This is a genomic window from Cellvibrio fibrivorans, from assembly GCF_031457055.1.
GTDB lineage: Bacteria > Pseudomonadota > Gammaproteobacteria > Pseudomonadales > Cellvibrionaceae > Cellvibrio > Cellvibrio fibrivorans.
Genome location: NZ_JAVDVX010000003.1, coordinates 534,502 through 560,556, shown reverse-complemented (window position 1 = coordinate 560,556; position 26,055 = coordinate 534,502). Strand labels below are relative to the sequence as shown.

Here is a 26,055-nt window from a genome sequence, read left to right as displayed (position 1 = left end):
AATGAGTAGTTTTTCAATCGCATGGCTGGATTTACGTGAAGGCGCAGATTTTGCCGCGCGCGATAAAACACTGGCAACACAAGCGCTGGAATGGCTTGGCCAGGCAACTGACCCTGTATCACCCGACCGCATTATTGTTGACCTGGGTGCAGGTACTGGCTCCAGCTTGCGTGCACTGACTAAATTGGGCGCAAACAATATTGTGTGGCGACTGGTGGACCTGGACGGAAAATTATTGGATGAAGCCCTGCGCCGCCATGGCAAACAATATTTAATTGAAGATTATCAGGCGGATTTGAACATTGTGGGTGAACTGCCACTCACAGGTACGCATATAGTTTCTGCCTCGGCTTTATTTGATCTCACATCAGCTGCATTTATTGATGCATTGATCGATCGACTCGATGCACGCAAAACCGCCGTCTACGCAGCGCTGAATTATGATGGCACCACCACATGGACACCGGCACATCCGCTCGATGAAAAAGTGTTGGCCGCATTTAATCAGGACCAACGCCGCGATAAAGGTTTTGGGCCTGCACTTGGCTCCGCTTGCACCGGGTATTTGCAGAAAGCGCTGGAAAACAAAGGCTATACGGTCACGATCAAACCCAGCCCCTGGCAACTGGGAGCAAAAGACCAACCCATGCTAAACGAATTAATTAATGGTATTACCGCAGCAGTCAATGAACATTATGGTTTAACAGAAAGCGAGCTGGACGATTGGAAAAAATTTCGGCTTACCAATATTGCAGAGGGTAATTGCACCATTGGACATTGGGATTTATTGGCGCTGCCGCGCTAATGCGCGGGCAGTGAAAAAGTCTCTATTAATCTATTGCGCAACTCATCCATGCGCCACACAGGCGCATCGGCCGCGGGCAACATTCCCGGCGTCCATTGCCAATGCGCTACCGCGTCTATCACCTTCGGATCGCGCGCAATTAAATGGATTGGTACATCGCGCGCGCTGCTTGTCAGGTGACCACTATCACCCGTCACAATAGGCGCGGGCTGATGATCACCCAACACCAGCAGCACCAAATTATCATCGCCATAATTCATGACATAAGACGCAATGGTTTGCAGCGCATATTCAATCGATAAACGAAATTGCAAACGAATGCGCACGCTATCTTTCCAAACTTCTTCCGGGCTATCACCACTTATCGCTTGCTCATTAAACACAGAGCCATCGCCAACAGAATGCCAATCGATTAATTGCGGAACAGGTGTCCAGGGGGCATGGGATGAAATCAAGGCAATTTCTGCCATTACCGGTGTATGCGCCAATTCAATAGCGGGCTTGGCAAGCTCACGCGCATGAAACGCGGCGAGAGTGAATTGATCGGGCATGGTGACCCAATTAAAAGGTTTGCCCTGGTAACCAAGATTATGCGCATCGTAAATATGCTCATAACCGTAATAATTTCCCTCTGGCCAATCCATGGTAATTGCAGGCATCACCGCTACAGTCCGCCAACCCGCTTGGTTAAATAAACTGTTGAGCGATGGCCGCTCGCTGATCATTAAACTGTTGTAGCGAATTTGGTTATCAATCCACAAGCCCGACATAGCAGTGCCATGTGCAAGCCAACTTAACCCACCCACCGTCGGCGAGGTTAAAAAACCGCTGCGCACTGCAAAACCTTTCTCCGCTAACTCACCCGTGGTGCGCTCCAGCAAGGGACTGATCTGCGGCGCAAATTCAGGATTATCCAACACCGTGCGGCCATAGGATTCAACAAATATCACCAGCACATTTTTGCCGCGCAAGAGACCAAATAAATTTGCATCAGTGCGGGCAACCTCATCAACCCTAGCCAACTGCGCATTAAATGATTTGATATCTGTTGCAGTAACAAGAATATCGCGGGCATGCGCGGCCAAGTGTTGATAGAACCCGACTGATACGCGCGGATATTCAACAAAAAACAATACTGACCAGAGCGCCAACCCACCCACTAACAAGATCGCAGACTTGCGCACTGAAACACACAACACTCTTTGTGCCCGCCCCAACACCCAGAAAGCACCTGCGATAATTGCCAGCACCAGCAGCGCCAGCAACACTGCTACTAACAATGCCCCAGCCTTACCAATTGCCCCATTAAGCAAATTCATCCCGTTAGCAAATAAATAGCCATCAAATACCGGATTAAACGGCCGCGCAAACACCTTGAAAGTCGCCATATCCGCACATTTAAAAATGGCTCCCAATGCCAGGAGTGCAGCCATCACCCAACGCACAACCAAGCCGATAAGACCAGGCAGCAATAGCAAAAGACCGACAAGCAATAATTCAAGTGGAAAAAACAGAAAGGATGAAAAGTGAATATCAGTGAGGCGATTGGGGATAACCAAGGTAAGGATCACCAGCAGTAACGCAAACACACTGACAATTGCAGAGCAATACCGTGAAACTAACATGGAATTATTCATTATAAATGTGAGTATTAATTGACATTATTCTGCCCACCGGCTTAGTCGGCGCCAATGCAGTATAAATGTTGATGATTGAAAATACTCTTTTATATTTACCGCTATAGTAATGATGCAATCTATAGAAAGTTTTTCGAGAAGAAACTACATTAGAAAATAAGAACTTACATCCGGCTACTCATATCGATAATTGATATTTTCGCCGGACATAATAACCAAGATTTAACTACTAGTAGCAAGTATAACCTGATGCTGATCAACAGAAGCTATGCGATTACGCATATCCACTCCAACGGCTGGCTCGAATGACGCCATAGCCTGAATCAATGCATTAATATCAACATTGCCCGATATGTACCGATCTCTATTGTCTGGCAGAGTTGCAGCAAAGGAATCTGATGTGGCACTGGCAATAACCGTCTCTGTATGATTACCAAAAGCAGCCAATGATGCCTTTTCAATTGCGTAAGCAGCGACCGTTTCGAGAATTCCAAGATTGTTAGCAAACTGGGGCCTAGCCAACATTTTATTTGCCATGGCGGGAGCAACCACAGGTCTAATTGGAGAAACATTACCCGCTGCATCTTTCGCTGTAACATTTACCGTTTGATTGATGGCTAGTGCGGTCCCTAAAGTGATGGTGTAGGCCCCAGTTGTTGCGTGAGCCGTAAATTGACCCAACTTTGTACCCGCGGTGTTTTTTACCTCAACCACACTACCCGGCTCCGCAGTACCCGTAATGATTTTACGGGAAGTATCAATACTAGCTGTCGGCGCTAAGGGCGCTGTTTTATCCGGTGCAACGATAGCTTTTATTGCCGAAATATTTCCAGCTGCATCTTTGGCAGTAACGTTAACGGTTTCTTTATTGATTAGCGCTGTGGTCAGCGTAATCGTGTAAGCACCAGTTGTTGCGTTTGCAATAGCTGTTTTTAATTCAGTACCAGCTGCATTTTTAATACTAACTGTACTACCTGCTTCAGCCACGCCGGTTATGATTTTTCCTGTCGGATCGAAACTCGCAGTAGGAATTGTTGGCGCTGTTTTATCCGGTGCAATAATGGCTCTGATGGCAGAGATATTTCCTGCGGTATCTTTTGCAGTAACGTTCACCGTTTCCTTATTGATTAGCGCTGTGGTGAGCGTAATGGTATAAGCACCGGTTGTTGCGTTTGCTACGGCCGTTTTTAATACCGTGCCGCCCGCATTTGTAACACTGACTGTACTGCCTGCTTCAGCCACACCGGTAATGACTTTTCCTGTCGGATCGAAACTCGCAGTAGGAATTGTTGGCGCCGTTTTATCAGGTGCAATAATGGCTTTGATTGCGGAGATATTTCCTGCTGCATCTTTTGCCGTCACGTTTACCGTTTCTTTATTGATTAGTGCTGTGGTCAGCGTAATTGTATAAGCACCAGTTGTTGCGTTTGCTACGGCTGTTTTCAATTCCGTGCCACCCGCATTTTTAACGCTAACTGTACTACCTGCTTCAGCCACACCGGTAATGATTTTTCCTGTTGGGTCGAAACTCGCAGTGGGGATTGTTGGCGCTGTTTTGTCAGGGGCAATAATGGCTTTGATTGCCGAAATATTTCCTGCCGCATCTTTTGCCGTCACATTTACCGTTTCTTTATTGATTAGCGCTGTGGTCAGAGTAATTGAATAAGCACCAGTCGTAGCATCAGCAACCACCGACTTTAACGTAACACTATTGGTACTATTTTTAACAACAACTGTGCTACCAGCTTCAGCAATACCCGTTATAACCTTGCCCGTAGCATTAAATTCTGCGGTAGGTTGCGGCGGGGGAGTCAAGTCCGGTGCCTTTATTAATATTGCGGAGGATGAATTTCCAGAAATATCTTGCGCAATAACACTGACGGATTCCCTGTTTGTCAATGCAGGGAATAATTCCATGCTGAATGCCCCTGATACGGAGTCTGCTAGGGCTGAACCAATCTCAATATTGGCGTTGTTTTTAATGATGACAAGACTGCCCGCTTCAGCAAGCCCCTCTATCACTGTTCCTGTTGAGTTAAAAGTAGCTGTAGGTTGGTCTGGCGGCGTAACATCTGGCGCATGCAGCGTCAACTCATTAGAAATATTTCCGACCTCATCAGCAGAAGTTAGAGTAAAAGCCTGGAAATTTAAAAAATAACTACCCGTGTCAATAGAAAACGAGCCATTGGATAAATTAGCTTGCACAATTCCAATGCTATGTCCATAAGCATTTTTAACTGTAATGAAACTCCCTGCTTCGGCAAAACCACTAATGATGCGGCCAGCAGAGTCAAATGTTGCTGTTGGAGTAAGGGGGGCAATTAGATCTCGCGGTAATCCGGAAAGTTCACGCATAATCCACGCTTGATTCAAATTGGTTCCATCTACAAAGCGAATGCTCTCTATCGCACGGGTTAAATTAAAATTACCAGTGTTTTGATTGAAAGTATCAAATATCTTAATTTCGTCCCCTGTATTCATACTAAGAATTAAATCTGAACCGTTTCTGGTAAAAATCAAATCATTAACTGTAACTCCAACTCCAAATTCAATACGATCATCACCAGATTCGTCAATTATCTTGTCTTTACCGTCTCCGCGTGAAAATGTATATACATCATCTCCGTTACCTCCAACAATAAGGTCATCGCCCATCCCACCATGCAGGGAATCATTTCCATTGGATGCCTTTAATGTATCATTGCCTGCGCCACCATCTAAAAGCCCCATCCGATTATAAGAAATCTCCAGCACGTCATCGCCATCATACCCATAAAGGCTACCACTATAAAATCTGTAGGGTCCGGTAATGTTATCATTCGCATCAGTACCGAGCATCGACCGCCGTTCCACTTCGGACACAGACCAAGTTGTTCCTTCAGAAAATTCAACTTGGAAATTATTAGAGAAGCCGGATATAAAAATTTGGTCGGTGGCATTAAAGTGCAGGTAGTAGCCATCACCATTAGAACGCACAATAACATTGTCAGGCTCGATACCTGCCCCAAGGATTATTGTGTTCAAGTAAGTACCCAGTGTGATTGCATCTGAGCCATCACCAAGGTTAAAAAAGTAGCTATTACTTCCTGCACCTCCAAATAATCGGTCATTACCCGAGCCGCCAACTAAAATATCATTCCCATCTTCGCCGTAAATGACATCATTCCCCTTTCCACCTAGCAATGTGTCATCGCCTTTGCGTCCATTTAGATAGTCATTTCCTAATCCACCGTCAAGGATATCGTTCGCAGAAAATCCAACAAGGTCATCATTATTTTTCGTGGAGGCGTAACTTAAATGAGCTTTGATATCTTCAAAGCTCCATATTTCACCATCGGAAAACTCAATTGATTCTATAGAAGTCGTGGTAATGTTGCCGTCATAATCAAACATATTGGTAATGACAACTGAATTATTACTTCCATAATTTATGCTTGTCCTATATCCATCTGTTTTAACAGTAACTGAAGCTGCGGTTATGCCTGTTCCGAGTCGGAGAATATCGAAGCCACCACTATCATCAACAGTATCTATGCCATCGCTCTGATCTATATAATAAATGTCATTACCAACACCACCATCAAGCGAATCATACCCCATACCCCCCCTTAGATGATCATCACCATTACCCCCTAATAATTTGTCAGCGCCGTATTCTCCAATGAGCGTATCATTCCCGGAATCGCCAGTTAATGAATCACTACCGTTTCCACCATTTAGAAAATCATTAGCGTCACCCCCCGTTAAAGTATCGTTGAGTGTAGTGCCGCTGAACAAATCATTATCAACTGTACCAACTATCGTTACACCGATTTTCGATTTTAGTAGCTCCTCGAGAATTTTTTGCTGATCCCAAATTGCGCCACCAGAAAATTTAATGCTGTCAATAGAGTAATCAGACTTAAATATCTTTTTGGTTGTATCAAACATACCAGAGACAGTGATTGTTTCACCTGTATCAATGGTGATAACCACATCGCTTGAATCGATTAAACCTGTGCCTATACTTACCTGCGCTTCAGTAATATTGGCTCCTAATTCGATACTATCGAAACCCGTACCGGTTTCGATAAAATCTGGCCCATCACCAATATTAAATCTATATACATCGTTTCCTTTTCCACCATGGATCACATCGCGGCCAGAACCCGATTGGATTGTGTCATTACCATTCAGAGCGTAAATGTAATCAGCGCCTGTAGAGCCGGTCATAACATCGCCTGAGTCTAACCCATAGTAGTATTCCGCATCGAATGTATGCATGGAGACTGAAGGGTTGTTGATACTTTCTCGAATTGCTTCTTCTACATCCAAAAAAGAACCATCAAAAAACTCTATTTTTTCCACCACCTTGGGAAGAGTAATTATTCCTTCCGATGAAACAACGGCTGATAGATGAATGGAATCGGATGAGCCAATATTTATATCTACGTAACCACTATCGATATGAAATTTCAAATCATTCTTAGTTATGCCAACTCCAAATTTAATAATATCTACACCACCGGTATCGTATATGTCGTCTCGCCCATCACCTAAATTAAATAAATAGACATCATTGCCAGCTGCACCCTGTAAATAGTCATCGCCTTTGCCCCCATTTATAGTGTCATTGGTATCGAATCCGTTGATGTGGTCGGTACCGATAGTACCCTTGATTGCAGCCTGCTGAATACGAGCAAGATCCCAGGTATTTCCGTTTGCAAACTCGATGCGCTCTATACCACTGTCTGCATTCTTCGCCCCAGTAGTTGAGTTGAACATATTGTTAACACGTATTTCATCTCCACTCGTAAATGTTATCTCAAGCTTTGAGCCGAAACGTTGCAGACTAACATCACTCTCAACAATAGAAGAGCCCAACTTAATAGTATCAAATCCATTCACATCTGTGATTACATCAACGCCATCGCCAGATTCAAAAACAAAAACATCATCACCAGCACCACCATCAATTAAGTCAAAATCTTTACCGCCATAAATTGTGTCATTCCCATCAAACCCAAGTAGACTATCATTACCGCCACCACCAATAATTAAATCATCGACTGAAAATCCAACAATTTTGTCATTGCTATCTGTGTATGTAAAAAGCTCTGATTTAATTTTCGCTCTATCCCAAACTTCATCACCTGAAAACATAATTTGATTGATTGCATTTTCATTTATAGAGTCTCCAGCATCAGAACTAAAGTAATTTGCTATTCTGATTTCGTCAGTTTGATATGCAATGACAATATTCAAATCCCTACCAAGGCGCTCCACTTTTATATCATCTGGAATTATTGAACTGCCAAATTTTATAATATCGCTATCGCTCGAGTCGCCCAGATTGATGATTAAATCAAGACCATCACCTTTGTTGTAAACGTAAGTATCATCTCCGGCCCCGCCAGAAAGAATATCATCCCCTTCTTTCCCCGTTAAAATGTCATCCCCTGCATCCGCAAATATTTTACTATTGCCTAAAAGACCATAAAGATCATCCTGCTCAGCAGTGCCATAAACTTTTTGCACATATTCATTTTCAAGAAAAGGGCTCACATATGACATGCCACTCGTAATGGCATTGATGACACTGGGCTCATAATCAGACAAATCGTTAGATGATTTGAATAAGTTCCATTGCGCGATTAACGTAGTGATATTTTTATTATCATAAGGATTAACACCGTTAATGCTTTGGATAAGATCTGCTATGATGGGCATTGCCGTATCCGAATGTGTTGCCACATACTCCAGTAATACTGGAAACAATCCTGAAAAATCACCTGTAGATTTTTTTGTTATGTTATCGGTAGACCAGGTAATTTCATTAAAAAAGCGAGCAAGATGTGCTTGAGAAGACAGCTGATAAAATACGGTATCTACTAAATCGGCAAAATACTGATTATACATTTGAGCATATTGCAGCCCCGATCCCTTTGGCGAATCCACGGCATAACCGTAAAATGCCTCTAAGGCGACAATTCTTCTACTGTCAACAGGAGATTGATAATAAGGATCGTAAAGTGCTCCAAACTGACCAGTCCACGCAAATATTATTTGTTCAGCAAAAAATAAGCGCTCACTACGCAAAGGGGTAGTTACAAATTGCTTAACCAGCAACTTTAATGCTCCGGACGTATCGCGAACCATTGCCTGGTGTAACGAGTGTGATTTCCCAAAACCTACCGCATCCGGCAACAAACGAATATCCAGTGGAACATCCTTTATCTCCGCTTTCGAAATGGTGGGGTTTGTTGCAAACCATACATCTGTAATATTTCTAAAATTACCGCTTGTTGTTTCATAGCTGCCGACCTGATCCAGCACATTGCCATGTCGGTCTACTTGTTCAGGGTAACTCGTGTAATCTAATCCAATATCTTTAATGCCAACCGCATCCAGTTCAAATAATTCATTGGTTTCAGATTCGCCGTTTTGATTCAGGTCGCGCCATACCCGTAAGTCGCTAAATCCCCTATCAGTACTATTGATATGACCGTCTCTATTACCATCCAACCTTGCCAGCGCTGTAAATCCATTTGTCTCCAATCCACTCGTACCAACGGGCGCGACGGTTGAATTACCAAACAACTCGTACCCGGTGTTAATCATTCCATCTTTATTTCTGTCTAATACCAACAGCCCATCATCAGCAGAAACCCAGCCGGTTAATTCTTTAAACGTGTCGGATTGAAAGTCAAAATAAACGCCTGCCTCCATACCGGTAAGTTCGATTCCATCACCATCGAGATCTAAAACCAGAGGTGATGCGGGAGTTGGGCCAGGAACTGGAGGGGGCGGAGGTGAAGGCAATTCGGAATCATCCAAACCAAGCATACTGCCAAAAACTTTAACAAACGCATCACCACCCAGCACTCCCCCTGCAATACCTGCCAGGAAAGAAAGTCCGCCCGCGACGACAATTCCCACAGGCCCCATTAAATACATTGGCGCCAACACTGAACTTGCCAGTGCAGCAGCAGCCACCCCACCTGCCAAGCCACCGCTAAACTCCAAGCCCCATTTGGTCATGGTATCTATAGCTTTATTTGTATCGCCAGCGTCATAGGCAGCATTGGCTTCATTTATTGCAAAGCCTAATGCGATTGCATCACCTGCAATACCTAATTTATTTAATGCTTTTTCTGCTTTTGCAAGCGCAACTGAATCACCAGCTGCTATTGCGGCAGCTTTTTGTTCGTTGGCATAATTTTTCATTTGTTCGTTAGCGAACTGGGAATTTTCGAGATGGGTGTTAGGATCAATATTTTTGGGTATTGCAACTTTATCATCGCCGCGCGCTGTGATGATCACATTAGTCGCGCTAGAGGCAGTCATACCCTCTGGTATAGGCTGACCAGCAATAGACCGATCGTTAAAATAATGCTCAGTTCCAATGGCAACAGGCGTTTTATCGATTGTTTGAACAACACCTGCTTTATCCGTAGGGATTTGCAACCTTGAAACGGACTCCCCAGAGTGATTAACAATTGCTGAGAGCACAACTGAGTGCCCGCTGCGCCCAGATGTATTTGCATCAGCGGCAAGCCGCTGGTAGTCAGCTTTTGACTTCCCATCAACTTCACTTACATTTGGATTATTCAATAATTCCTTTAATTCAACTTCAGCGAAGACACGATTAGGGTCAGCAAAGGGAGCTATAACCCGAACATTGCCACTTGTTGCTGGCGATGATACAAAGTTTTTAGATACTGTAGCCCAAGCGCCTAATTCACCACCATAATTTACATCGAAGAGAAATTTGTTTGCTTCTGATCCCCGAATATCAGGATCAGCATCATCGCCACTCCAAAAAGCATCAAAAAGTTCAAGCAGTGTAGAGTTACTCTTGTAATCTAAAAACTTAGCTGCATCTACATTATTAACAATTCTGATGTTTGAATCACTGTTAGCTAAAGCTATGGCAATTCCTTCTGCACTAGTATTGACTCCAAACCCGCCGCTATAAAGCACTGTTACATTTCCAGAACCTGCGACATCTATTTGATTGATGAGATTGCGCAACTCTTCAGGAGTTTTTGGACGAGAATTGTTATCCTCAATTATTGATTTAGCTTGTTCCAATGTGATTGACATGGCATTCTCCTTAAAAACCAAAAGAAACTAATAACTCAGGACGTTGTTTCTCAACCCCTCTCGCGCCATACACGAGTAAAGCCTCCATTAGCACAGGCTTTATTTCTTCATCAGTTATAGAACATCCTTCAGGCCGCCATACATCCTCAAAATCCCAACGAATTGTATTTTTAGGTAACTCTGGATAACCAAACTTTCGTAAAGTTACACTTAAATATGTCCCTCTCCACCATAAGATACAAATAATTTGATTGGAATATTCTTCCTTTCCTGATTTTGCAGGAATAAAGAAAACACCCCTATCTTTATCAACCGTCCAGCTATGTTTTTTTTGCAAATTCAAATCATTTTTACTAAACGGATGAAACTGATCCCAAATCTCACGAATTCCATATTTTTTTATATCCTCTTCGGATATGTATTCATTAATAAACGCCATAACTTCACTCCATTTTGTTGTGGTTAATACTTAAAATATAATGCAACCTTAAGATCATTTCACTCTGTTAAGCAATTGCTTACCTAAACCAATTGCCGGATAGCTAACTGTATTATCATCTACAACCGTAGAATTTTGCGAAATTGCTCCGATTGCTACCGTAATCACACCATTGCTGTACGAGTATGTGGAAATTACTGCTTGCTCAGTTTTTCCTTCCACGCGGAAGGTTGTTTTGTCAAAATTGTATATCATTGATGGTATCGTTTGGCCATTATAAACAACCGAATCAGTTCGCCACTTACCCAACAGGAAATTCTTGTCCATTTTAATGGCAACTTTGGAATTACTATCCAATTTCAAATTTTCCGTATTCTGGCCTGCTGGTGACCTGTCACCGTAATGAACATTTCCCTTCGCGTCCACCCATTTTTTTAATATCACTAGCACCGGCAACTGAAGAAATTAACAGCAAAACAAAAAAATATTTACGCATAATCACCCCTAATTCAACTTGTTGATAAAAACCAATACTTATTTAACCCCTATGGATTGCACTTAAACGCAGCAATTAATGGTAGCCGCGCTCTACTTCAATTATGCAGCAACTCCCAACCAAAGAGATTAGTTTCCACAACACAATTACTTGCCTACAGCTAATCAATTAAAAATATTTTCTACCCACAACTTTTGCTTAAGCAAACACACCCTCTCAAGATCATACTGCTGCAAAATAAGTTCCCTTGCCATCTCGCCCAATCGTTGCCTTTCTACTTGACTCTTTAATAAGAAATCTACTTGCTCTGCAATTGCTTTTACATCAAAAAAATCCACCAACAACCCCGTTTCATTATGCTTAATCACTTCCCGCACAGGCGCTGTATCACTCGCTACAATCGCACAACCTGCACTCATCGCTTCCAGCAAACTCCAACTCAACACAAAGGGATATGTCAGGTACACATGCAAGGTGGACAATTGTAATAGCTGGATAAAATCTGGATATGGCAGTCTTCCTACAAAATGGACACGACTTAAGTCGAGCTGATCACATACTTCATTTAAAAAGAGTTGTTTCCAGGTTGTGCCCTCGGGTGGCTTACTGCCATAACTCACATCGTCACCACCCACAATAATCACTCTCGCCTTTGGGTTTTCTTTGAGTATTTTCGGTAAGGCACGCATAAAAACATGGTAACCGCGCATGGGTTCCAGATTGCGGTTTACGAAGGTGATGATCTCATCATTCTTCGTCAGCTCCATTCCATTCAACCGCATGGTGACGTGAGGATCGGGTTTGATGCGGCTGGTGTCTATGCCATCGTGTATTACAGAAATTTTATCCTGGAAATGTTTGGGGAAGGTTGAGCGCTGGTAGTGCGTGGGCGATATGCCGGCATCGGCTTGTAGCAGATGCAAATCAAAGTTGGCATTTTTAAGTTTTAAACGGCAGGCCATATCCAATTCCGGTGTTGAAAATTCCGGATCAAAGCCGACATCACCGCCCACTGCCTGATAATAAAACTCGCAGTAAAGCGCGAGCTTTGCATGTGGCCATACATCTTTCAAAAACAGGCTCTCGCCCCAACCGGGGTGGGCAATAATTAAATCGGGCATGAAGCCTTCTTTTTTTAATTGCATAGCGCCCCAAAATGCCGCTTCGGCTCGTATGGTTTTGGTTTCCATATCGGTAAGCCAGGGGTGTATGTCTTTACTGCTTGAACGTTTGATGTTGTAGGTATGCAGTTTTACGCCAGCTGGACATGGGCGATTGCTGGGTGTGAGCGCACGAATATCATTTTTAGGATCTGCCGCTAATGCAGGTGCCAAGTGCACAAACTGGGCGGGAAAGTTTTGGTGGATAAATAGTACGTTCATAGCAATAACTGATCCTTAGCGCTTACTACAAAATCGATATTTCTGGATACCCGCGTTCGCGGGCATGACGAAACATGGATACCTGCTTTCGCAGGTATGACGATGTATGCGCACCTTACCGCTCACGAATACTTTCCTGCTTATACCTAAGCAACGGTGACAGGAAATATTCAATTACCCTACGCTGCGTAGTTTTCACTTCCGCCGTGACGGCCATGCCCGGAATAAGTTTCACATCTTTGGCTTCCACACGAATCGTGCTCTTGTGCATTTTCAAATGCATGGTGTAAACGAGCCCCAGTTTTTCATCGATAATCGCATCATCGGAAATGTGCGTAACGGTCGCATCAATCAAACCGTATTTGGTAAACGGAAAGGTGTGGACTTTGATTTCAGCGGCCATGTCTTTTTGTACAAAACCCACATCCTGATTGCCGAGCATCACTTGTACTTCAAGACTTTCTTCTTCGGGCACGATGATCATCAGTTCTTGGGCTTCGGTGACGATACCGCCGATGGTGTTGATGGCGAGCTGCTGCACATAACCGGATACGGGAGCGTAGAGGATTTGTTTGTCATTCATATCGGTCGCTTTAACCAGCTCTTCACTGATGGTGGCGATTTGGTTGCGGCTGTCGGCGATTTGGGTGAGCAATTTGCCGAGGGTATCAGCTTTGAGGGAGTTGATTTGTTGTTGGGCTTCGTTGATGGCCGCGTTTAATTGCTGCTGCATTTGTTGTTGTGCAGCGAGGTCTTGCACGCGCTCGATACGCTGTTGCTCCAGCTCCAAATATTCCGCCTCGGAAGCCATATTTTTGGCATAGAGGCTTTCCAATGCTCGTGCCCGTTTGGTAATCATCGGCAGGGTTTGCTGGAGCTTTTTAATGGTTTCCTGATTGCCAATTTTTTCGCTTTGCACTTTTTTAAGCCCGCTGTGCAAACTACTTAGTTGCGCCTGGTATTGCTGCCACTGCTCCCAGGTTTTTTGTTGGTGTAGCAGTATTTCCGTTTCAGAGGGTTTGATAGCTGCACGAACTTTTAATTCGATTTCAGTGGCCATGCTCGGTTGTGTTGTGGGTTTTATATTTTTATTTGTATTTTGATGTGTATTGGTACTTGCGTCTGTTGTTGAACCTGAGGTGCTTACCAGAAACGATTGCAGCGCTTCTGCACCGGCGAGGTTGAGGCTGGCATTGTGTAACTCCTGCTGCATGCGCGCTTGATCGGCGGCGGTGATGGTGCGATCCAATTCAATCAGTGCATCCCCCTGATTCACAAACTGTCCTTCTTTCACATGAATCGCTTTCACAAAGCCTTTGGTGAGTGGCTGGATTTGTTTAACGCGGCTGCCGGGAATAATTTTGCCTTCTGCACTGGAGACGACATCCACTTTGCCAATACAGGCCCAGATCAGCGTCAGTACAAATAAGGCAATCAATACCCAGGCAAGCCAACGCACCAGCGGATTGGGTGGCGACTCCTGCAACTCCAGTGCAGCGGGCATAAATTCGGAAAGGTTTTGGTGTTTGGAACCATCGCCGAGTTTGGCGCGGTCACGCCAGGCATCGAGTAATTGCTGGAAAAAGTTAGTCATGGACCACCTCCAGCTTCGGGCTTGAGTGTGAATGAGTTGAAGTGTTTTTCGGTTGAGGGCTGTGTTGTTGATAACCGTGCAACTGGGCGTAATAGCCTTGCAGTTGCAGCAACTCGTCATGGGGGCCTTGCTCTACGATCTGACCTTTATTCATCACAATAATGCGATTGCAAATCCGCACCGTACTTAGGCGGTGGGCGATGATAAATACGGTGCGGCCTTTGCAGATCTCGGCCATGTTGTCCTGAATAATCCGTTCCGATTCATAGTCCAGCGCACTGGTGGCTTCATCAAAAATCAGGATGCGTGGATTGGTTAAGAGTGCGCGTGCAATTGCCAAACGTTGGCGTTGGCCACCGGAGAGATTGCTGCCCTGCTCGCCGACCATGGTGTCGTAAGCTTCTGGGAGATCGACAATAAACTCATGGGCGCCCGCGAGTTTAGCAACGGCAACAATGTGTTCCATGGGCGCAGCGGGGTTAGTGAGTGCGATATTTTCTCGCACAGTTTGATTGAATAAAAAGTTTTCTTGCAACACCACACCGATATTGCGCCGCAACCAGGCGGTATCCACCATCGCTAGATCGACACCATCCACCAATACCCTGCCGCTTTCCGGTAAATACAAACGCTGGATTAATTTGGTGAGCGTACTTTTGCCGGAACCGGAGCGACCGACAATGCCGATAATCTCGCCTGGTTTTACTTGCAGGTTAAAGCCGTCGAGAATTACCGGGCCATCGTGTCGATAGCGAAAACGCACATGCTCAAAGCTCACATCGCCGGCAATCGATGGCAAGGTGGAACGATTGGGGTTGTAGCCGGGTTCACGTGGGGTGTTGAGGATATCGCCTAAACGCTCAATGGAAATTCCCGCTTGTTGGAAGTCTTGCCAGAGTTGCACCAGTTTTAAAATCGGCCCGCTCACACGGCCTGCCAGCATATTAAAGGCAATCAATTCACCAACCGTAAGCTCACCACCAATCACCAGATGAGCACCCCACCAGATAATGCCAAGTGTCATTAATTTATTAATCAGGCCAGCGATTTGATTCGCCACATTGCCGAGATTTTGGCTGCGGAAAGACGCGCTGACATAATTGGCTAACTGGTCTTCCCACTTGCGCTGCATTTGCGGTTCTACCGCCATGGCTTTTACGGTTTGAACACCAGTAACGGATTCGGTGAGAAAGGCGGTATTGGCGGCGCCGTATTTGAATTTCTCATTCAGGCGATGACGCAAAATAGGTGTGATAAAAACAGACAGGAGGATGTAGCAGGGAATTGTGGCAGCAACGACAAAAAACAACGTGGAGCTGTAATACCACATCACCAATAGGAACACGATGGTAAAACCCAAATCCAGAATCAGCGTGAGTGCACTGCCAGTAATAAAATTACGGATGGTATCCAGCTCATGTACACGTGCAACGTTTTGCCCGACTTGCCGTGCTTCAAAATAGCCCATGGGTAAGGCCATCAAGTGATGGAATAAACGCGAGCCCAATTCCACATCAACACGGCTGGTGGTGTGGGACATGGTGTAACTGCGAATACCGCCGAGCAGTGCTTCAAATATCGCAATCGCAAAAAAGGCAAAGGCAATCACATCGAGTGTACTGAAACCGCGATGCACCAATACCTTATCCATCACCACCTGAAACAACAGTGGTGTAATCAAGCCAAATAATTGCAAAAAGAACGAGGCAATCAGCACTTCGCCAAACAGCTTGCGATATTTAATGAGTGAAGGAATAAACCAACTGATATCAAACTTTTGTTGCAGGCTTTCACGGATACCGAGGCGACGACTCAGGAAAATTACTTCGCCTGACCACAGCGAATTAAATTCATCTGCGCTTAATGTTTTAGGCGTTTGCTCACGTAAATCCTGCACCAGCACTTTCGTCGGCACGCCATTCTCTTCGGCAATACGCGCGAGAATGATGTAATCGCCGCCTTTGGTTTTGGCGATAGCGGGCAAGCTCGAACCGATTAATTTGGCGAGAGGGAAGGTAAAAAGTTTGGCTTTAAAGGTAAGCGCTTTGGCAGCACGGAGGATTTCGGTGTTGCCAAGGGGTTGGCCGGGTATTGCGAATTGGTGGGAGATTTGTGCCGCATCAGCGGGCAACTGGTGGAATCCTGCAAGTGCTACCAAGCACTGTAAACCTGTGTCCATGGCTTATTTATCCGTAAGTGACAATGATCAAAACGGCGCCAATATTAATTACGAAAGGTTCTAATTACAACCGCATTTAAAACTTTTGTCGCTTAAGACAACATGCAATATCAAATGCTTAACCTCACCGGGTGAAGCGCGATCCATCAAAGTGCGCCCGTCGACAGTAATTATTTTTTCCCATCTGGGTGTATGAATGCCTATATGGGGTACAACACACCGATAAGTACTTTAATGACTGTTATAAGAGGAGCTCACTAATTTTTAGGAGTTACGCTATGACTAGCGACCATGAGATACGCGAGCTGGCTTATTATATTTGGGTATCAGAAGGGAAACCCAGCGGGCAGTCGGACAAACATTGGCAACTGGCAGCCAAAATGGTCGCAGAGCAAAAAAATAAAAATACTGGATCAAACAAATCCACCAACCCTTATGAAAACAAAGGGGATACAGAACCTGAACAGCCGGATCAAACATAATTACTGGCGAGCAATTTTGATGACCCGGCGACATTGCGGATTTATTGTGTCATCGCGACGGTTTCAGTTTTGTTAACCGCCCTCTTCCTCCCATTCAACATCCAACCAATCGGCGTCCAGCGAACCAGCAACAGGTAGCTCACCGCACCTATTAATAACGTGATGCCGACTGATGCGCTGTATTTGGCAAGCAAGCCCCAGTTTTTATCCATCAATTGGTATTGCACTGCGAACAATAACGGCAAGTGAATAATATAAATCCAATAGGAACTGTCGGAGAAAAAGCGCATGGTGCGACTGTGGGAATTTACATAGCGTTTTCCTGCAACCAGGCACACCAGTGTCATCCACACAGAGATATAGGCTTCGCATAATTTCACAATAATATTCTGCGGAAACTCAAAGGGTGTTGATGGAAAGGTAAACTCTTTGGGTATAAAGAAATAGTAGGCGGCGTACAGGATCAGACTCGCCATAAACAGGGCGATGTAATACGGCTGGAATCTATCGATAAAATTCTGCGTGCTGAAAATCCAGTAGCCCAACGCGAAGAACAATCCAAAAAAGCCAAAAGCCCACAGCTGTGGTAATAACTTGTCAGGGGCAGGAAAAGGAGATTCAACCAATAGCAAACCCGGAATCAGCAAGAGCGGAAACAACAATACAAATGGTAGCGGTTTGATTGCACTAAACAGCTTGTATAAATGTGACCAATTGATATAGCTAAACACCCAGGTCAGTACGCAAAAAAACATCAGGTTATACAAAAACCATAAATGCATAGTGGAAAAAGGTGGCGGTGGAGTACCCGGCGTTGCCATAGCCTGTGCGACCATTTGTAGAAACGGTGACTTATGCTCAACTGTCGCCACTGCAGACATTAGCGACGCCACTATCGCCCACAAACACAGTGGAAGAAAAATAATAAACGGCAACAACACGCGCTTAGTACGGTTAAACAGCATGCCGCGCATACCGCGCTTGCTCACCAGATAGGCAACAAAAAAGCCGGCGATGACAAAAAATAATGGCATTCTAAACAGATGTGAGAACCATGCGACAATATCGATAATAACCGATTGCTCGCGGTCTGCCGTCAACCAAAGATTATGTAATGCGGGGCTGTAAGCCAGCATGGCATGAAAAAAAACGCCGCCGATCATCGCTAACGCGCGCAAATTATCCAGGTAATGCAAACGTTCAATTTCATAGGGGCGCACCATTTTATTGGCGTGCGAGTGCTCTGTGGAATTCATAATGACCACCTCATGCGAGTTGTTTGGGAATTGCCTGATGCAAATTCAGGCTCGAATCAAAGGACTAATAGAAAACTTTTTTGCGCGAGCGGAAATACAATGTGCCAACCAACAACAACACAATGGCGAGGATTTCACACAACAACACCAGGGTTGCTGTAGTCGTCCAGACGACGTCGCCATTCAAATTATGGCCACCGATATTGGGGGATCGGGCGAGAAGATATAACGCAGGGTTTAACAAACAGTTGAGGCCGATCATCACCAGCAAAAAACTGCCTTCAGTTTCAGTCGCCATGGTCACCGCCCAACAAATACAATGATTCACTGCAATAAGCACACAGACCAGCAAGGTAAAAGCGACCAATCCGTCTGGCAAGGGCGTAAGCAAAATCACAATTGTTGTGGCCAACACCAACAGCGACCAGGGGACAAAAAAGAGCACCATATTCGATAAAAATTTCGCCATGGCATAATCAGCTGGCGACACCGGCAAGCTCATTACAAACGCTAAGGTTTGCTCTTTGCGCTCGTTAATCATGGTGACAGATAACTGATGATTACCCATGGCCACCAGCATGGTAATAAACATAATGGCGCCCATAAAAAATTGCCATTCGCCCAAACTGATAATGCTCAACGAAAAAATTCCGCCGCCTACATAGACTGCCAATAATTTTCGATTTAAGTACCAATCCTTATACACCAGCTGTTTGATGACCGGCATATTGAGTACCGCACGATTCGCTATCGAATTCATTGTTTAGCCACCTCCCTTACACTCGCGATAAAAATTTGTTCCAGGGTCATGCGCTCAACTTGGGATATCTGTAACCCTTGTGCATGAATTCTGGCCAGCATTGCATCTTCAAAGCCCCTGATTTTAATTTCATGCAGGGAGCCATTGCTCTTAAATTCCGCCACACCAGGCAAATCCAGCGGCTGGTTGAGCGTGCCCGAACACAACACCCTGCGCCAACCTTCGATGTAGGTTTCCTTATCCTGACAGGCTAGCGTTTTACCCTTGTGTAAAAAGGTAATCGAATCGGAAAGTTGCTCTACATCCTGGGTACTGTGCGAGGAAAATAAAACACTTCGATTTTCATCGCGCAGGATTTCCGCCAATTCAGCCAGAACTTCGTAGCGCGAAACAGGGTCAAGCCCTGTGGTAGGCTCATCCAAAATCACCAAGCGCGGGCGCCTTGCCAACAACAAAATTAAACTGGCTTTAACCCGCTGTCCGTGCGAATAACCTTTGGTTTTTTGCTCGGCATTCATATCGAACCGTTTTAGCAAATGCTCGGCATAGAGCGGGTCCCAAGAGGGGAAAATCGATTGGATAAATTGCATATGCCAACGCAAATTTTCTGCGCCGTATAACCGCATATCCTCAGCGGCGTAACCAATATTTTCTTTCGCCAACACCTGTTGCTCAGGCAGGCGATAACCCAATACATCTACACTGCCGCTGTCTGGCTGGATCAAACCCATAATCAACCGCAAGGCGGTGGATTTACCTGCACCATTCACACCCACCAACCCCATCACCTGACCGGTTGGTAATTTCAGGTCAAGGTGATCCAGATAAAACTCCGGATAGCGCTTGCAAACCTGATTAAATTCAATGGCGTTTTGCATGATTGCGTCTCTTATTCAGGCAATTGGTAATCAAATTTTTTCGACACTTTCTTATCGGGGTAAATTTTCCGCACTGAGATTTGCATTCATACCTAGCAAGGTAAAAGCACCAGCAACTACCTGAATAAAAATTAGCTTTTTCATTAATCCTCCTAAAAAATATTGCATAACAACTAACTCCCAATTAATGCTTTTTTTACCAGCGCTACAATTTGGCCATCACTTAATCCCAACACATGTGCAGTGTTAATCACACTGGCGATATGCTTTTCCAACTCCGCTTCAAGCAGCGTTTTTTGCACATCCACCACATCGGCCACAAACGATCCGCGCCCTGGCTGAGTCACAATAACGCCTTCCATTTCCAACTCGGTATAGGCGCGCTTAACCGTAATCACACTCACCTGGGTTGACACACTCAACTCGCGGATTGAGGGCAAGGGGTGCCCCGCAGGCCAGTCGCCCGCGCGCACTTTTTGTTTGATCTGCTCCATGATTTGCAGATACATGGGCCGACTGTCATTCTGCGAAAGAAATAATGCCTCGGTCACGCAAACCCCATCTGTATATATACTATATACACAGTATACACAGATATACACAGTGCGCAACCAGAAAAGCCAATAGCCCTTTAAACTCCCCGTATAGGCATCCGCCTTCAAAGTGCTTATCATTAGCACCCGCCCGTCAAACCATAAGTCACGGATCGCATGAATCAACGCAGCCAAACACAAGCCATTATGTTCGCCGACGTCTCCGGTAGTTCGGCGCTATATAAGCGGGTGGGTAATGAACAAGCTAAAGCGACGATTGATGACGCCGTGCAATTTATGACGGCGCTGACCATAGTGCATGAGGGCACGTTGGTGAAAACCATTGGTGACGAAATCATGGCGCGCTTTGATTTGGTTAACCAAGCGTGTGAAGCGGCCATTGCGATTCAGCAGCGCAGCATTAAAGAGCCTCGACTGAAAGATTTGGGAATTCGTATCGGCATTGCCTATGGCGATGTACTCATCACACCCAATGACGTTTTTGGCGATAGGGTTAACGATGCGGCTTGCGTGGCGCACATCGCCCGCGCCAACCAGATCGTGATCACCCAATCCGTTGTGGATGCAATGGATAATGCACTGCGCCGCGATTGCCAGATGTTTGATCGTATCAACATCAAAGGTGAAACCGAGAAAACACTGATTTATCGCCTGGAGTGGGAACATTCAGGTAAAGACAACCGCGCGACTATGGTGATGCCGATTCATGATGTCACCCGTTTTGTCGATAATTTCCAGCTGGAATTGGTAGTGAATGGCCGCACTATTTCGCTACTGCCAGAACAGACGCCCTTTCACATTGGACGCGACCCGCACAAAGCACAATTGTTGATCGAAACTGAGTTGGCGTCGCGCGAGCACTGCCATATTGAATTTCGCCGCGGCAAATATGTACTTGTCGATCACTCCACCAACGGCACCTATGTCTACGTGGATGAGCAAGAACCTATTTATTTGCGCCGCGAAGAATTGCCGTTACAAGGCCGGGGGTTTATTGGCCTTGGCCAAACCGCTACTGCCAGCACGCCTTGGGCGCTGCATTTTAAAGTGTGACCCTCCAACATGAACAATCCCTCCATGAATATCGAAACAACAATTGAATACTCCACGCCCAGCCTGATGCGCCGTTTTGCTGCCATGGTGTATGACTCACTCTTAATTATGGCGCTCAGTATTTTGTATGGTGCGATTGTGGCGGGAATTAACGTGGCCATTAAGGGCGCACCCGAGACAGGGGAACGCATCACCTGGGGAATATTTGGTGCAGTCGTTTTTATTGGCTGGATTTTGACTATAGGATTATTTTTTTGTTATTTCTGGCACAAATCCGGCCAAACATTGGGAATGAAAACCTGGCGGATGAAAATCGTAAATAGCGATAACCTGAATTGCCCGAGCTATGCACAATGTATTATTCGTTTTCTCTGCGCGCCAATATCACTCTGCTTGGTGGGCGCCGGCTATTGGTTGATGTACGCCAACACCGAGCGCCAAACCCTGCACGATAAAATCAGCAAAACACGCACGCTGTTATTGAGCAAGGAAAAAAAATAATTTAGCGCGCTTTGTTCAACAAATAAACTCCCAACGCAATACACAGGAAAATAGGAATCATTACGGCAATAACAGGAGGAAAACCAAATACCAGGCTGGATGGCCCCAGTAAGCGTTGCAGCAACGCAAAAACAATTCCAAAAATAACCCCTGTAAAAATCCGCTGCCCCATAGTCACACTACGCAGTGGGCCGAATACGAAAGAAATAGCAATTAGCACCAGGCTGGCAGACGCAAGCGGTTGCAATATTTTCTGCCAAAATGCCAAACTGTAATTACTCGCAGTAAGATTTTGTACTTCAAGATAATTGATGTAGTAATGTAGATTGCGCAGAGAAATATCTTCCGGTGCCAATACCAAAATATTGAACAGGTTAGGCGTCAACGGCGTCTCCCAACGGCGATCAGCCAACGCCTCATTGCGCACACTGGCCTCTTCCATATAAGTAATAGAGATATCTTTTTCTTGCCAATATCCGTCCCGATAAACCGCTTCTTTAGTAAAACTGGCAGACTCCAATTGATGTTGGTCGTTAAACTTATAGCGAGTCAAGCCGTAAATAACCCCATTAGGCAACACGGCACTCACATACATAAACTCATTGCCTTCGCGATTCCATACTTTTTGTGGTGCCTGCTGGGTCACATTGTATTTTAAAAAGTGGCGACGATTTTCTGCCATTTGTTCTGTATAAGGCGAAACAAATTCGCCCAACAATAAAGCGATCGCGATAAAGATTAACGCAGGGCGCAGGGCAATCCAGGCAATGCGTTTTACCGATACCCCCGCTGCACGCACAATGACCAGCTCACTGGTACTTGCGAGCAACCCCAAGCCAGCAAGGCAACCGATCAAACACGCATATGGAATCAAATCGTAAAGGCGGCGCGGCACTGTCAGCGACATATAATAAAAAGCTTCCAATGCCGTGTAAGTCTCTGTGACTTTTTCCAGCTGACTAATCAACCCGAAAATAAAATCCAATGAAATAAATACCAGCAACGTCATGGCAATTGCATAAAAAACCGTGCGCGATATGTAAGCCGTAATTTTATACATGGGCAGCCCTCACCGATTTATTACGCGACTGCAACAGCGCCTGCCAATTCAACATCAAAAGAGCAATGACCAAAAAAGGAATATGTACCACCCACACTCCCAACCACACAGGCAGATCACCCTCGGCGATTGCTCCGCGGGCATTGATCAAGAAGGCGAGATAAAAAATGTAAATCAAAATGGCGGGCAACATTTTCAGGTAGCGCCCTTGACGCGGATTGGTCTTGCTCAAAGGCACCGCCAGCAAAGTAGCAATTAATACCATTAAGGGCATAGAGATACGCCACTGCAGCTCAGCTTTACTTTCCAAATCTCTCGCAGCAAATAACTCGGCTGTCGTTTTTGCATCAGCTTCACTTTCAAACTCTGCTTCACTGGTTGTAGGTGGAAGGTATCTACCCCACTCCTCAAACTTTGTGATTTTAAATTCGCTGGTACCCGGGCGTCCCTCGTAGAGATGCCCATTATGCAGTACCAAATAACGCTGGCCATAATCCGCGACATACGCCTGCTCACCGGTTTCGGCGATCACAATGGTAGAATTGGTTTGGCCATCTTGTTGGGCAACAAATACTTGCTCCAAACGCTTATTGTCATCGCTCACTTGCTCAACATAAGTCATGATGCGCCCCTGGCCGATTGCCTGAAAGCGCCCTTCCTGCAAGCTTTCAAACTCGCTGCGATTGCGCTGCTCCGCGAGAACTTGCTCAGTGAGTTGGGCACCTAGAGGGCTCAACCAAAAACTAAATGCCGCGACAACCAAGGCCACCAATGCAGCAGGCACCAAGGTAATGCGCACCAATTGCCACTGACTCATGCCAGTCGCCGATAACACGACCATTTCACTTTCGATATACATGCGCCCATAGGCAAGCAGAATCGCCAGATAAAAACCCAGGGGTAAAATCAATTCCAGCAAATCGGGCATGCGGTAGGCGATGATGGTGAAAAGCACGTCTACAGCAAGCTTGCCTTGCGCGGCATCATCGAGGTAATCGCTGAATTTTCCCGAGAGAAAGATGGTGAGCAAAATCGCGCTCACTGCCAAACTGGTGATCAACAAATCCCGCGAGAGATAACGAAAAATAATCAAAGTGATAATCCTGTCATTCGACATTGGCTACTGCATGTACAAAATGTGCCCAATAGGGTCTGCCGCTTTTACCGATAGATTGTACAGTTGTGACTAGTGACTTGTGGTAGGCGATAAGGTTCAGCTTTTCACCGAATTTTGCCGCCATGCACCGCGCAAATTGTGGCATTATCACGTACCGCGCCCGATTTGTCTTGAGCGAATTTTTCACTGCTTTTTTTACCAAGGACTTTCTATGACCGCCGCCAAAGCCTCTGCAAAATCTGCCAAACCTGCGACTGCCAAATCCGCCATTACCAAAACCAGCCTGATCCAGTTCTCAACCAAAGCGATCGATCCCATCAAACAAGTGACCCAATGTTTGGTAGTTGCCAGTTATGAAGGGGTAAAACTCTCGCCATCTGCCAGCGCGATCAATGCTGCCGATGCACAGCAATTGGAGGCACTGCTCAAGCGCGAGGGATTTCAAGGTAAGGCGGGGCAAAGCTTGTTGTTATTAAATCCACAAGGCATAGCCGCAGAGCGCCTGCTAGTGTTGGGTTTTGGCGCAACAAAAGATGGTGATGTAAGTGCCGATAACTATCGCCGTGCCGTACAAAAAATCAGCGACGCACTGCGCGCGACAACTTGCAACGAAATCACTATCGCACTGGCTGACGTCAGTGTTGCCCAGCGTGATGCCGAATGGCAGGCACGCCAAGTCGCAGAAAGTCTGAGCTTGCTGGATTACCGCGCCGATAAACTCAAAAGCAAACCGGCCGAACTTAGCTTGCAGCTAAAGAAAGTATTTTTTGGTGCAACCAAAGCCCAAACCGCTGGCGCAACCAAAGGCCTGCTGCTCGGCCAAGCTATCGCCAAAGGCGTCAATCTGGCGCGCGAACTGGGCGATTTACCGGGTAATATTTGTACACCGACTTATCTCGCCAGCGAAGCGAAGCGCCTCGCCAACAAGCAGTCAAAACTGAGTGTAAATATCCTCGAAGAAAAACAGATGAAAGAATTGGGCATGGGCTCACTCCTGTCAGTTGCCGCTGGCAGCGACCAACCCGCCAAACTCATCGTGCTGGAATACAAAGGCGGCAGTAAAAAGCAGGCGCCAATCGCGCTAGTGGGTAAAGGCATCACCTTTGATACGGGCGGCATCAGCCTGAAACCAGGCGCTGCAATGGATGAAATGAAATACGATATGTGCGGTGCCGCCAGCGTACTGGGTACCATCCAGACCCTGCTGGAATTACAACTGCCGATCAACGTAGTGGGTGTGATCGCCGCATCGGAAAATATGCCCAATGGCAGCGCCACTAAACCGGGTGACATAGTCACCTCCATGTCTGGCCAGACGATTGAAATCCTCAATACCGATGCCGAAGGCCGTTTGGTGTTGTGCGATGCCCTCACCTATACCGAGCGCTTCAAACCAAAAGCCGTTGTCGATATCGCTACCCTCACTGGTGCCTGTGTTATCGCACTGGGCAACCACGCGACTGGCTTGTTCAGCAATAACGATGAGCTTGCTAAATCCCTGCTGAAAGCCGGTGAAGAATCCGCCGATCGCGCCTGGCATATGCCATTGTGGGACGATTACCAAAAACAATTGGATAGCAACTTTGCCGACATCGCCAATATCGGCGGTCGCGAAGCTGGCGCTGTCACCGCCGCCTGCTTCCTCTCACGCTTTGCGAAAAAGTTTGCTTGGGCACATCTGGATATCGCCGGTACAGCTTGGCGCTCTGGCGGCGCTAAAGGTGCAACCGGCCGCCCGGTCACCATGTTAGTACAGTACTTGCTTAATCAGGTTTAA

Annotated in this window: 18 protein-coding genes and 1 pseudogene; 5 read left to right on the top strand and 14 right to left on the bottom strand. The window is 45.7% G+C overall.

The genetic code is table 11. The annotated features are described in order from the left end of the window. The first annotated feature begins 1 nt into the window (after position 1). Positions 2–805, top strand: coding sequence for a class I SAM-dependent methyltransferase (locus J2X05_RS10960; RefSeq protein ID WP_310072362.1), 804 nt, complete (start codon positions 2–4; stop codon positions 803–805). Here J2X05_RS10960 and J2X05_RS10955 read toward each other — a convergent pair. From J2X05_RS10955 to J2X05_RS10925, 8 genes and pseudogenes are all read right to left on the bottom strand, one after another. Then, entirely contained in the window at positions 802–2,430 is a 1,629-nt protein-coding gene (locus tag J2X05_RS10955; protein WP_310072361.1) for an alkaline phosphatase family protein, read from the bottom strand. The two genes, J2X05_RS10960 and J2X05_RS10955, sit on opposite strands and share 4 nt — an antisense overlap. A gap of 234 nt (positions 2,431–2,664) precedes the next feature. Continuing rightward, positions 2,665–10,527, bottom strand: coding sequence for an Ig-like domain-containing protein (locus J2X05_RS10950; RefSeq protein ID WP_310072360.1), 7,863 nt, complete (start codon positions 10,525–10,527; stop codon positions 2,665–2,667). A gap of 10 nt (positions 10,528–10,537) precedes the next feature. After that, complete coding sequence (locus J2X05_RS10945; protein WP_310072359.1) at positions 10,538–10,966, bottom strand: hypothetical protein; 429 nt, start codon at positions 10,964–10,966, stop codon at positions 10,538–10,540. A gap of 54 nt (positions 10,967–11,020) precedes the next feature. Next, positions 11,021–11,323 (bottom strand): hypothetical protein, encoded by a 303-nt coding sequence (locus J2X05_RS10940; protein ID WP_310072357.1) that lies wholly within the window; start codon positions 11,321–11,323, stop codon positions 11,021–11,023. A gap of 6 nt (positions 11,324–11,329) precedes the next feature. Continuing rightward, positions 11,330–11,392 (bottom strand): annotated as a pseudogene (locus J2X05_RS21190) (hypothetical protein); the annotation flags it as partial. Positions 11,393–11,626: 234 nt separating this feature from the next. After that, positions 11,627–12,844 carry a glycosyltransferase family 4 protein gene (locus J2X05_RS10935; RefSeq protein WP_310072355.1) on the bottom strand — a complete coding sequence of 406 codons (1,218 nt, stop codon included), beginning with the start codon at positions 12,842–12,844 and terminating at the stop codon, positions 11,627–11,629. Positions 12,845–12,959: 115 nt separating this feature from the next. Next, the gene (locus J2X05_RS10930) at positions 12,960–14,438 is read right to left on the bottom strand and encodes an HlyD family type I secretion periplasmic adaptor subunit (RefSeq protein WP_310072353.1); all 1,479 of its coding nucleotides are present in this window, start codon (positions 14,436–14,438) and stop codon (positions 12,960–12,962) included. Further along, complete coding sequence (locus J2X05_RS10925; RefSeq protein WP_310072351.1) at positions 14,431–16,617, bottom strand: type I secretion system permease/ATPase; 2,187 nt, start codon at positions 16,615–16,617, stop codon at positions 14,431–14,433. The genes J2X05_RS10930 and J2X05_RS10925 overlap by 8 nt, the downstream gene beginning before the upstream one ends. A gap of 278 nt (positions 16,618–16,895) precedes the next feature. On the opposite strand from J2X05_RS10925, the gene J2X05_RS10920 reads away from it, so the two are divergent. After that, positions 16,896–17,099, top strand: a complete 204-nt coding sequence (locus J2X05_RS10920) for a DUF2934 domain-containing protein (RefSeq protein ID WP_310072349.1) — start codon at positions 16,896–16,898, stop codon at positions 17,097–17,099. A 41-nt stretch (positions 17,100–17,140) separates the two neighbouring features. On the opposite strand, the gene J2X05_RS10915 is transcribed toward J2X05_RS10920, so the two are convergent. The 4 genes from J2X05_RS10915 to J2X05_RS10900 form a co-directional block, all read right to left on the bottom strand. After that, positions 17,141–18,355, bottom strand: a complete 1,215-nt coding sequence (locus J2X05_RS10915; protein ID WP_310072347.1) for an acyltransferase family protein — start codon at positions 18,353–18,355, stop codon at positions 17,141–17,143. A gap of 64 nt (positions 18,356–18,419) precedes the next feature. Next, positions 18,420–19,115 (bottom strand): ABC-2 transporter permease, encoded by a 696-nt coding sequence (locus J2X05_RS10910; protein ID WP_310072344.1) that lies wholly within the window; start codon positions 19,113–19,115, stop codon positions 18,420–18,422. Continuing rightward, positions 19,112–19,993 carry an ABC transporter ATP-binding protein gene (locus J2X05_RS10905; RefSeq protein WP_310072342.1) on the bottom strand — a complete coding sequence of 294 codons (882 nt, stop codon included), beginning with the start codon at positions 19,991–19,993 and terminating at the stop codon, positions 19,112–19,114. Before J2X05_RS10905 ends, J2X05_RS10910 begins: the two co-directional genes overlap by 4 nt. 173 nt (positions 19,994–20,166) lie before the next feature. Beyond that, on the bottom strand, positions 20,167–20,502 hold the full coding sequence (locus tag J2X05_RS10900) for a GntR family transcriptional regulator (protein WP_310072340.1): 336 nt from the start codon (positions 20,500–20,502) through the stop codon (positions 20,167–20,169). Between the two features lie 201 nt (positions 20,503–20,703). Between J2X05_RS10900 and J2X05_RS10895 the strand changes: the two genes are divergently transcribed. Further along, the gene (locus tag J2X05_RS10895) at positions 20,704–21,600 is read left to right on the top strand and encodes an adenylate/guanylate cyclase domain-containing protein (protein ID WP_310072338.1); all 897 of its coding nucleotides are present in this window, start codon (positions 20,704–20,706) and stop codon (positions 21,598–21,600) included. Between the two features lie 9 nt (positions 21,601–21,609). After that, complete coding sequence (locus J2X05_RS10890) at positions 21,610–22,101, top strand: RDD family protein (RefSeq protein ID WP_310072336.1); 492 nt, start codon at positions 21,610–21,612, stop codon at positions 22,099–22,101. A 1-nt stretch (position 22,102) separates the two neighbouring features. Here J2X05_RS10890 and lptG read toward each other — a convergent pair whose 3' ends face one another. Continuing rightward, entirely contained in the window at positions 22,103–23,161 is a 1,059-nt protein-coding gene (gene lptG / locus J2X05_RS10885; RefSeq protein WP_310072334.1) for an LPS export ABC transporter permease LptG, read from the bottom strand. Further along, entirely contained in the window at positions 23,154–24,254 is a 1,101-nt protein-coding gene (gene lptF, locus J2X05_RS10880; protein WP_310072332.1) for an LPS export ABC transporter permease LptF, read from the bottom strand. Before lptF ends, lptG begins: the two co-directional genes overlap by 8 nt. A gap of 235 nt (positions 24,255–24,489) precedes the next feature. On the opposite strand from lptF, the gene J2X05_RS10875 reads away from it, so the two are divergent. After that, positions 24,490–26,055, top strand: coding sequence for a leucyl aminopeptidase (locus J2X05_RS10875; protein ID WP_310072331.1), 1,566 nt, complete (start codon positions 24,490–24,492; stop codon positions 26,053–26,055).